The organism is Paenibacillus sp. IHBB 3054 (genome assembly GCF_051594305.1).
GTDB lineage: Bacteria > Bacillota > Bacilli > Paenibacillales > Paenibacillaceae > Paenibacillus_AQ.
Genome location: NZ_JBOFBG010000071.1, coordinates 1 through 11,676 on the forward strand (window position 1 = coordinate 1; position 11,676 = coordinate 11,676).

Consider the following 11,676-nt stretch of genomic DNA (forward strand, 5'->3'; position numbering starts at 1 on the left):
GGCGATGCAGCATGACCGCCTGGTTATAATGGTGCGGCAGCTGCCGCGACCGCTCAAACAACCTTTGCTGGATCGGAGTTACTCGCACTTCGCCTTCTACCGGACGCTGATCGATCTTGTGCGCCAACGTTTGCACATAAGGGCACAGCTCCAGGATCGTTGGATACCTGAACAGATCGCGGATCCCAAGATGCAGCCTGTGCCCCCGCAGCCGCGCAGCGATCTGAACGGCTTTGATTGAATCCCCGCCCAGCTCGAAGAAGGAATCCTTGACACCCATCCGCTTGATGCCCAGAACCTCCTGCCAAACCGATACCATCAAGGCTTCCTGGGCTGTCCGCGGTGCTTCATAGCTTTTGCTGTACGTCTCCCGGTCCGGCGTCGGCAGCGCCTTACGGTCCACCTTGCCGTTAGGCGTTAGCGGCAGCTTCTCCAGCTCCATAAAGTAGGACGGAATCATGTAATCCGGCAGGTGTGCCGCCAGGTGCTCCCGTAGTTCTGTAACCGGAACAGCCGCGTCACTTACGAGATACGCACACAAGTACGCCTGCCCTTGCTCGTCCTCGCGGGCCATGACCACCGCTTCGCGGATATGCGTATGCGCCAGAAGCCGCCCCTCGATCTCCCCGCACTCAATCCGGTAGCCGCGGATCTTCACTTGCTGGTCGATCCGGCCCAAATATTCCAGGTTGCCGTCCGGCAGCCATCGCGCCAAATCCCCGCTCCTGTACATCCGCGTCCCCGGCTCAAAGGGGTTGTCGACGAATTTATCCGCCGTCAGCTCCGGCCGGTTTAAATACCCCCGCGCCAGACCGTCCCCCGCGATACACAATTCACCCGCGACGCCCATCGGCTGCAGCTGCTGCCCTTCGCCGAGAATATAGGCCCGCAGCGTTGGAAGCGGCTTGCCGATGTTGCTGATGCCGCTTGTGATCTCCACTTCTGTCAGCTTCTTGTACGTCACATGCACGGTCGTTTCCGTGATCCCGTACATGTTGATCAATTCCGTATGGGGATACTTCCGTCGCCATTCCCGCAATTGGCCCGGCGCCAGCGCTTCTCCGCCAAAGATCACGGCCCGCACGCAGAGCTCCGCGTCCGCCTCTTCCATTTCCCGCTCTGACAACGCACAGAATGCGCTCGGCGTCTGGTTGAGCACCGTCACCCGCTCCTGCCGCAGCAGCCGCACCATCTGCTCCGGGTCCCTCGCCGTCATCAGCGGCACAACAACCAGCTTGCCCCCATAAAGCAGCGCTCCGTACATTTCCCATACCGAGAAATCGAAGCAATACGAGTGGAACAACGTCCACACGTCCCGTTCGTTGAAATCAAAAGCCATGCGGTCATTAAACAACAGCCGCACCACGTTCCGGTGTGTGATCATTGTCCCTTTCGGATTTCCCGTCGTTCCTGAGGTGTAAATCACGTACGCCAGATCGTTCGGCTTCGTCGCCTGCAGCGGGTTCTCCGCCTGCACCGGCTCCGTTTCCAAGGCTGTTTCTCCGGCATATACCCGGCATCCCGCGAACGGTAACGCCGGGGTCCGAAGCTCGGCGGCACGGGTCGTCACCAGCCACTGCGTCCCGCTGTCCGCCAGTGTATAGGCGATGCGCTCGGCTGGATAGGTCGGATCGATCGGCAAATACGCCCCGCCGGCCTTCAGAATGCCGAGCATCCCGACGATCATCTCCAAAGAGCGCTCCATCAGGATGGCCACGATACACTCCGGCCCCACACCTTGCCCGCGCAGCGTCCACGCCAGCTGATTCGCCTGCGCATTCAGCTCTGCATAGGTCAGCTTCTGTTCCCCGTACACGACTGCCACAGCATCCGGCGTCTTCTTCACCTGCTCCTCGAACAGCCCGTGGATCGTCGCTTCCCGCGGATACGCCGCCGCTGTGTCGTTGAACCCGTGCAGCAGCTCTTGCCTCTCCTGATCCGAAACCATATCGATCTGGGTAAGCGGCGTGTTCATCTGTTCCATTATTAATTCAAGGAAGTAAGCAAGCTGCTGCTTTAACCTGATCAGACTCTCATGGGCATAGCGGCTTGCATCATAATGCAGTACAAAGGAAAGGGTGTCGTCCTTCTTTTGAAAAAATATGTGTATGAGACATTCAGAGAGAAGAGGGTCTATCGTTTGGTGAATGCTGTTAAGTGAAACAATCGTACCGAAACGCAATAAATCGTTACCGTTCATAGGTAGCCCGGTTTTCTCGGCTATGTAAGGATGGGGGAATTTCTGATGTTTGGCGGCTTCCGTTAAGCCGTTGCGCACCTGGAGCAGTACGTCCCTGAAAGTACTCTCAGAGTCCGCTTGAATTCGAATCGGCAATACAGCCGAAGCCACTTCTTCGCTTCCTTTTTTTTTCAGTGGAGGCATACCTACTAATAAATCCGCAAGATTCAGATACCGGGAAAGAAACAACAGCGTTCCGGACATTAAGACCATGAACATTGCCTGTTCCGAGTTTTTAGATAGCAACTCTACTTGATGTAAGGTCTCCTTCGAAAGCTGCTGCTCCACCTGCCGGAACGACGGGCCGGCTATACCGTTCTCTCTGCCTAGCGAGAGGGTTGTCGGTGCGGAAGATTCCGCAAGCTGCTCCAGCCAATAATCAACGGCCTCCGAGTATTTACCGCTGGAAGCCATAAGCCTAACGGTTAAAGAATCCATTGTTGAACCTCCAATCATTGAGTAACCTCAGCAATTCCTTGAAATAAACCGGGCATACCTGTTTCGTTAATCGCCTGCTCCATACGCAGATTCAGTTCATCGGCAGGCAGCTTCTTACCCTTAAGAATAGTCTCAAGCAGATGTAGAACATTCTCCGTTTGCTTTAATGTCAGTTCCTTTCCGGCAACCGTTACTTCTTCCTTCATTCTCTGAATCATCTTATAAGGCTCGATCACATTTTTTTGATATTCATCCGCATTTGAATTGTGATTTTGGGTGCATACGGCAATAGATAAGCATTTATCTATCACATTCCCCCTGCCTCTTAGACGGCTTCTCTCCCGATCTGACCTCAGGTTGTCAAGACAATCCTGCATAGCCGAATGGACGGAGTCTATTGCATACACCTTCGCTTCTGGAAAAGCTTCCTTCAAAAGCGGCCCAAGTGTTTCACGAGGCCCCGTATCGATAAATGCTTGAACGGGCAGAGCGGCCATCCTGTTCATGCAAGCCGTCCACAAAACCGGTTTTATTAATTGGTCAGAGAGCAATGGAATAATATCCTGTTCACTGCTGTAAAAGTCCCCCGTAACATTCGACACAACTGTATGCCGCAAAGGCTGAAGTGTAAGTCCGTTCAAAAATGCACGAAACGGAGCAACGGCCGGTTCCATGAGCGGACTGTGAAAGGGAGCACTGACTTTTAACGGTATTACTTGCGCGCCTGCATGTTTCATGGAAATCACCGCTTCTTCCACCGCGCCTTTTACCCCTGATATTACCGTTTGATTGCTAGCATTATAGTTAGATGGCACGACGGTCCCTGTATTTAGTGAAATCTCCCTGCATATCTCTTTCACTTGCTCTGATGAAAGTCCAACCACGGCATACATCAAACCTCGGCCTTCCGGCACCGCTTCCTGCATATATTTCCCTCTGGCATGCACTAGCTTGACTGCGTCGGCAAACGATATAGCTCCCGCTGCGCATAATGCCGATATCTCTCCAAGACTATGACCCGCAAGGACGGGCTGCTGAATTTCAACCTCTTGAAGTATGATTCGATAGGCAATCAAACTTACGGTTAAAATTGCGGGTTGGGCAATTTCCGTCTTTTTAAGTTCTTGCGGATTTCCCTCGAAACAAATTTTTTTAAGATCGAAACCAAGAGCATCGTTGGCCATTTCGAACAATTCCCGTGCAATTGGATACGCTGAATGCCAAGCTTGACCCATCCCAACATATTGCGAGCCTTGGCCCGGAAATATAAATGCCATTTTATACAAATGCAACACCTCATTATATTGAATCTAACAATATCAATAAAGTTTATATATTTACTTTTTTACTTATAAAAGCAATAAATATGTCAAAATTAGAAATTGATTTTTGTGAATTCTAGTTCCAGCTTCTTTCCAGATCAACTGTCAAACCAGTGGATCCGAAGTTTTCCGTGGCTGGAACTAGAATTCTGTAACCAATTCAGATGAAAGAGTACACACTATCGATCAGCACAGAAACTAGATTCATATAAACCGACTTGGCCATTGTTACCGAAGATTAACCCTAGTAATACAACAGACCCTGTTATTCAAAATGAATAATATCGAATAATTCGTCTTCCTCCTCTTCTTTTTCATGTTGAAAGATTTCCATCTTTAATTCTTTAATGCAAACGGAAGGATCGGTTACCGTGGCTTTGATAAGTTCACAGAATCCTTGAAGCAGTCTCGCTGCCGTCCCATGCTCAAATAAATCCCTTCTATACTCCAAAGATAATTGAAGGCCTTGTTCGACTTCGGCAACAATCATCGTCAGATCCATCTTCGTTGTCGAAATATCTTGTTCAACGGAGCGAACCTCAATATCAATTAAATAGAGAATCGCTTGCTCCATGTTCTGCAGCACCAGCATCGTGTCAAACAAGGGGTTACGGCTCATATCGCGCCGTACGTTCAGCTTCTCGACCAGTTCCTCGAACGGATAGTCCTGGTGCTCGAATGCCGCCAGCGTCCGCTCCTTCACTTCGCGCAGGAAGTCCATAAACCGCTTGTCTCCGGACGGGGCATTCCGCAGCGCCAGCGTGTTCACGAACATCCCGATCATCGGCTCCGTATCCCCATGCGTCCGCCCCGACACCGGCGTCCCGACCACAATGTCGCTCTGCCTCGTGTACTTGTGCAGCCACACGTTATAGGCCGCCAGCAGCACCATGTACAGCGTCGCTCCGGTCTCTGCGGCAATCTGCTTCAGCCCCTCGGCTACGTCCGCGCTGATCTGCGCATGAACCTGCCCGCCTTCACTGCTGGGCACCGCTGGACGCATCCGGTCGGTCGGCAGTTCCAGCACCGGCGCTTCCTCCGCATAGGCCGACAGCCAGTACGCCTCATGCGCTCTCATCTGCTCCACCTCGAGCGTACCCTGCTGCCAGACCGCGTAGTCCTTGTACTGAATCCGGAGCGGCGCCAGTTCCACGCCGCCATAAGCCGCCATGAAGTCCGACACCAGTAGGTTCATCGACACGCCGTCCGACACGATATGATGCATGTCCCACACCAGCCAATGGCGCTCCTCCGCCAGCCGCAGCAGCCCGGCCCGCAGCAGCGGCGCCTGACTCAGTTCGAACGGCCGCACGAAGCTCCGGGTGAGTTCCCGGGCATGCGCTTCATCTGCAGCCCGGTATACCCATTCCAACGCCACGTCTTCGTGTACCTGTTGTCTCGGTTCGCCGTCGATCCACGTGAACGACGTGCGCAGCGATTCGTGACGGGCAATAATCGAGCGAATCGCTTGTTCCAGCCGATCCGCATCCACCTTCCCGGCCAGTTCCACGACGCCCGGCATGTTGTAACGCGTGCTCTCCGGCTCCACCTCATGCAGCACATATAGCCGCCGCTGCGCCGAAGACAGCGGATAATTTTTGCCCGGCTTCACCGGTTCGATGGCGCTGTATGCCATCTTCGACATCCCCTCGATCTTCCGCGACTGCTCCTTGATCGTCGGCAGTCGGAATACGTCCTGCAGCGTCAGCTCTACGTTCATCGTCTTCTGGATTTTGGACACCAGCGCGCTTGCCCGCAAGGAGTGCCCTCCGATTGCAAAAAAGTCGTCGCGCATCCCAATGTTCTCTACGCCAAGCACGTCCTGCCAAATCCCAAGCAGCTTCCGTTCCGTCTCGGTACTCGCTGCCTCATACCGTTCTTCCGAATGAACTCGGGCATCCGGCTCCGGCAACGCTTTGCGGTTCAGCTTGCCGTTAGGGGTCAGCGGCAAGCGCTCCATCGGCATCATGTATCCCGGTATCATATAGGACGGCAGCGCCCGCCCGAGATGCTCCCGAATGTCCGCCGATGCTGTCTTCTCCTGCAGTACCACGTACGCGCACAAGTATTTCCCGCCCGCGGCATCCTCCCGGTCGATCACCACCGCTTCGCGGACCGCCTCATGCTTCAGCAGCTGGCTCTCGATTTCGCCCAGCTCCACACGGTAGCCGCGGATCTTCACCTGATGATCTCGGCGCCCCAGAAATTCCATATTGCCGTCCGGCAGCATCCGACCCATGTCACCCGTCCGGTACATCCGTCCCTGCGGCACAAACGGATTCGCCATAAACGATGCGCTGGTCTTCGCCGTATCGTTCATATATCCTTTGGCTACAGCTACTCCCCCGATATACAGCTCGCCGGCCACCCCGTACGGCACCGGATGCCGATCGGCGTCCAGTATGTAGAAGGTGTTGTTATCCAGCGGCTTGCCGTACGGAATGCTTGTTTGATCCGCCGTTACTTCCCGGATCGGATAGTAGTTGGACCATACGGTGGCTTCCGTCGCACCCCCAAGTCCAACCACCTGGACGTTCGGGAAGGCTGCCTTCGCTCGCTCCGCCAAATTCACCGGGATCCAGTCCCCGCTTACCAGCGCCAGACGCAACGCCTGCTGGCGGATGCCCTTCTCCTGTTCCTCCAGGCCATGCAGCACATGGTTCAGTGTCGTCGGCACCGAGTCCCAAATCGTAATGGCTTCCTGTTCCAGCAGCTGCTGCATCTGCTTAGGATCCTGCACCTGCTCCCGGCCTGCAATCACAATCCGGGCGCCTGCCGCCAGCGGTCCGAAAATGTCATACACCGACAAGTCAAAGCACATCGACGTGATGAACAGCAGCCGATCTTCCTCATGAACGCCAAATTCCTGATTGACCCAGCTGACCAAGTTCACGGCTGAATGATGCTCAATCATGACGCCCTTCGGCTCTCCGGTGGAACCCGAGGTGTAAATAATGTATGCCAGCTCGTGCGAATCTTTGGCCAGGTGAAGCGCCTCACCGGAATGCCCGTTCAGCGAAGGGTCCCGGCTGTCGATGATTTGCGCAGGCATTTCTGCATACGCCTGATCGGCGACAACGACGCTTACTCCTGCATGGCTGATCATATGCGCGATCCGGCTTTGCGGATAGTCCGGATCCATCGGTACATACGCCGCGCCAGCTTTCAGAATCGCCAGCATGCCAATGATCATCTCAAAGCCCCGGCCAGTCATCAGCCCGACATGATCATTGACGTTCACCCCCTGGGCCTGCAGCCGCCTCGCCAACCGGTTCGACCGCTCGTCCAGCTCCCGGTAGGTCAGCTGCTGGCCGTTCCAGCTTACAGCCGGTCGCTCCGGCGTCCTCGCTGCTTGTTCCCCGAACAGTTGATGCAGCGTCTTCTCTACTGCGTACGGCGTATCCGTTCGGTTCCATTCGTACACGATCTCTTGCCGCTCCGCAGCCGTCATCAGATGCTCCATCGACAAGAGATCGTTCTCCTCGTCACACAAGGCCTCAAGGATTCGTTCGTACCAGGCAAACGCCGTTTCGATCTCCCGGTCCTCAAAATAAGCCGGTGCATATTTGATCTGCATGTTCAGCCTGTCAAAGTACTGCGATACTTCCAGATCAAACCACGTATTTGTCATTTCGTTTGCTTCCAAGCTCAGCGCCGCCGTCTCCGATGCCAACTCTTGTCTCGGCCCCATCTCCTCCAGCACATGGAAATCCGTATAGTTAAACAGCGTATCGAAGATCGGGTTGACCGACGGGCTCGATACATCGCCGATCGCATGGGCGATATCGACCAAAAACAGTTCATGCGCCTTCATGTGTGCAAGCTGCTGCTTGGTACGGTTCACCAATTCCGACTTGGACACTTCACGCGCTACCCCCATGCGGATCGGCACCGTATTCAGGAAGCAGCCCAGCACTTTGTCTGCATCCTCGATTGGCGGCCGGTCATGGCTGACCACGCCCGTGACAATCTCTTCCTCCGTCGTCAGGATGCCCAGCAAATATACGTGCGCGCTCAAGCACAGTTCCTTGACGGTACAACCGTACCGCTTCGCCTGCCGCTTCAAGGCTCCCAGCAGCGTGCTGCTCAGTGGCCTGCGATAAATTTTGCTGACTGCCCCACGGTCCCTCTTCTTGCCTGCGTAGTTAAACGGCAGCTTATTGCGGGTATACCCCGCCAATTCGTTGATCCAATATTGTCGGCTCTCCTCGTCGCTCTCCCGGAACCGGTTGATGGCCACATAATCCTTATAGCTGCTTTGCAGCGGCTTAATCTCCGCCGGGTTTCCCTGTAGCAGCTGCTGATAAATGTTTGCAAACTCCTGCTGGAAGGAAGCCACGCTCCAGCCGTCCAGAATCGCATGGTGGAACGTAAACACCATGCAATAATCATGCTGGCTATTCAGCCGGAACAACCGAACTCGCCACAGCACCTCGCCGTCGAAGCGGAACAAGTGGCGCTGGTCCTGCTCGATATACGCGCGGATAACGTGCTCCTGCTCTTTCAGGCCAAGTGAAGAGACATCCTCCGCCGAAAGCGCTGGCACGATCCGGGCGTGCACGATCTGGACCTCTTCCTCGAAATGGTTAAGATCGAAGGTGGTGCGCAGAATCGGATGCTTGTCGGATAACCGCTGCAGTGCTTCGGCAAACTGTTCCACTGACACGATTTTGAAATGATACACAAACTGGTCGTGGTAGATCGGCTCCTCCGGCCGCAATCTCGAGTAGAACACCATGCTCTGCTGAATTTTGCTAAGCGGATACACATCCTCGCAATCTTCTGGCAGGTGCTTCAAATGCTCGGGGTCCACCATGATGCGCCGCTTCATCTGCTCCAGCATCTCCCGCCCCGATTCCAGCTGCCGGTTCGGCTCATACTCCTGCGCCAAAAGCTCGGCCAGCTCTCCGATGGTCTGATGCAGGTAAAGCTCTTTTAGCGGGAGATCCGCCTCCATGTCACGATTCATCCGGCTGACCAGACGGATCGCCTTGATCGAGTCGCCGCCCAGCACAAAGAAGTTATCGTGGACGCCGACCTGCTCCGCCCCCAGCACTTCCTGCCAAATCTCTGCCAGTTGCCGTTGCGTCGGCGTGCTTGGCGCTTCGTATACGCTGCCGGTATGAGCCGCTTCCGGTGCCGGCAGCGCCTTGCGGTCCAGTTTGCCGTTGGCAGTCAACGGGATTCCATCCATGGCCACAAAGTAGGACGGAATCATGTAATCCGGCAGCTGTACCGTCAGGTGCGCACGCAGCTCCGTTACCGGAACAGCTTCGTTGCTTACAAGATACGCGCACAAGTACGCCTGCCCTTGCTCGTCCTCACGGGCCAAGACCACCGCTTCGCGGATATGCGCATGCGCCATGAGCCGCGCCTCAATCTCCCCGCACTCGATCCGGTAGCCGCGGATCTTCACCTGATGGTCGATCCGGCCCAGGTACTCCAGGTTGCCGCCCGGCAGCCATCTCGCCAAATCCCCGCTCCGGTACATCCGCGCACCCGGCTCGAACGGGTTGTCTACGAATTTCTCCGCCGTCAGCTCCGGCCGGTTGAAGTAACCCCGCGCTAAGCCGTCTCCCGCGATACACAGTTCACCCGCGACGCCCATCGGCTGCAGCTGCCGGTTTTCATCCACAATGTACAGTTGTGTATTGGCAATCGGCCCCCCGATCGGCACCGCCGCTTCCGCGAAGGTCGAAGCACTATCGTAATACGCGACATCCACCGTGGCCTCCGTTGGCCCGTACAGGTTGTGAAGAGTCGCTCCGATTCCCTCCATTAACTTGTAGAAGCCGGTCACATGCTGCGTCTTCAGCGCTTCCCCGCTGGCTAATACCCGGCGCAAGCTCCCGAGTTTCTCCGGACTAAACGCTTGTCCGGCCTGCTCCAGGAAGACGCTCAGCATCGACGGCACAAAATGCATAACCGTGATGCCGTGAAGTTCTATCGTTTCGGCCAGCACCGCCGGATCTTTCTCTCCCTGCGGCGGAAGCATGCAGACCTTGGCCCCGGTCATGCCCCACCAGAACAACTCCCACACCGAAACGTCGAACGTTATCGGCGTCTTCTGCAGAATGACGTCCCCTTCTCCGATCGGGTAGCGGTTCTGCATCCATTGCAGACGGTTGACCACCGCGCGATGCTCAATCATGACCCCTTTAGGGTTGCCAGTGGTCCCCGAGGTATAGATCACATACGCCAAACGCCGGGAATCCGGCTCTAGCGGCGGATTGGCCTCGGATTGCACCCGCCCTCCATGCGTCAACTCGATGACCGTCCCCTCAAATCCGCATGAATCCTGGCCGGGCTGAATCAGCAGTACCGCCGCGCCGCTGTCCCCGAGCATGTATTGGATGCGCTCTGCCGGGTATGCCGGATCGATCGGCAAGTACGCGCCGCCTGCCTTCAGGATGCCATAGAGTCCTACCATCAGCTCCAGCGAGCGTTCCGCCATAATCGCTACAATCGTTTCTGGCCCTACACCTTGCCCGCGCAGCTTCCACGCCAGCTGGTTCGCCCGCGCGTTCAGCTCCGCATAGGTCAGCTGCTGATCCCCGTACACGGCCGCCACCGCATCCGGCGTCTTCTCCACCTGCGCCTCGAACAGACCGTGGATCGTCGCTTCCTGCGGATACGCCGCCGCTGTGTCATTGAACGCATGCAGCAGCTGTTGCTTCTCCTCCGCTGTCACGAGCTCATACGAGCCGATGCTTGCTTCCGGCTGCCCGGCGATTTGGGTCAAGAGCTGCACGAAGTGCACCAGGCACCGCCCGGCCGTCTCCTCGTTGAACAGCGCGCAACTGTATTCCAGCGCCAGGAGAAGATTGTTCTCGGCTTCCCACACATTTAGCGTCAGATCGAACTTCGTCGCCCGGTGGTTTAGCTCGACCGGACGAACGTCAACATCCGCCAGGCCAAAGCGCGCCTGCTCCATGTTCTGCAGCACCAGCATCGTGTCAAACAAGGGGTTGCGGCTCATATCGCGCCGCACGTTCAGCTTCTCGACCAGTTCCTCGAACGGATAGTCCTGATGCTCAAATGCCGCCAGCGTCCGCTCCTTCACTTCGCGCAGGAAGTCCATAAACCGCTTGTCCCCGGACGGGGCGTTGCGCAGCGCCAGCGTGTTTACGAACATCCCGATCATCGGCTCCGTATCCGCATGCGTCCGTCCCGACACCGGCGTCCCGACCACAATGTCGCTCTGCCCCGTGTACTTGTGCAGCCACACATTATAGGCGGCCAGCAGCACCATGTACAGCGTGGCTCCGGTTTCAGCTGCGACCTTCTTCAGCCCTTCTACCACGTCCATGCTAATCTCCGCATGAACCCGTCCGCCTTCACTGCTTGGCACCACCGGACGCGTCCGATCGGTCGGCAGCTCCAGCACCGGCGCTTCCTCCGCATAAGCCGACAGCCAATACGCCTCATGCCCTTGCATCCGCTCCACCCCGAGCGTGCTCTGCTGCCAGACAGCGTAGTCCTTGTACTGGATCCGCAGCGGCCCCAGCTCCCCGCCGGCATACGCCGCCATGAAGTCCGACACCAGAAGGTTCATCGACACGCCGTCCGACACGATATGATGCATGTCCCACACCAGCCAATGGCGCTCCTCTGCCAGCCGCAGCAGTTCAACACGCAGCAGCGGCGCCTGACCCAGTGCGAACGGCCGCACGAAGC

General features: G+C 56.3%; 3 protein-coding genes. All 3 read right to left on the minus strand.

The annotated features are described in order from the left end of the window. Positions 1–2,677 (minus strand): non-ribosomal peptide synthetase (locus ACQ76X_RS35140; RefSeq protein ID WP_438498510.1); only part of this gene is annotated, 2,677 nt, incomplete at its 3' end. A gap of 14 nt (positions 2,678–2,691) precedes the next feature. Then, positions 2,692–3,954, minus strand: a complete 1,263-nt coding sequence (gene fabD / locus ACQ76X_RS35145) for an ACP S-malonyltransferase (protein ID WP_438498513.1) — start codon at positions 3,952–3,954, stop codon at positions 2,692–2,694. Positions 3,955–4,264: 310 nt separating this feature from the next. Further along, a partial coding sequence (locus tag ACQ76X_RS35150) for an amino acid adenylation domain-containing protein (protein WP_438498512.1) occupies positions 4,265–11,676 on the minus strand: 7,412 nt, incomplete at its 5' end.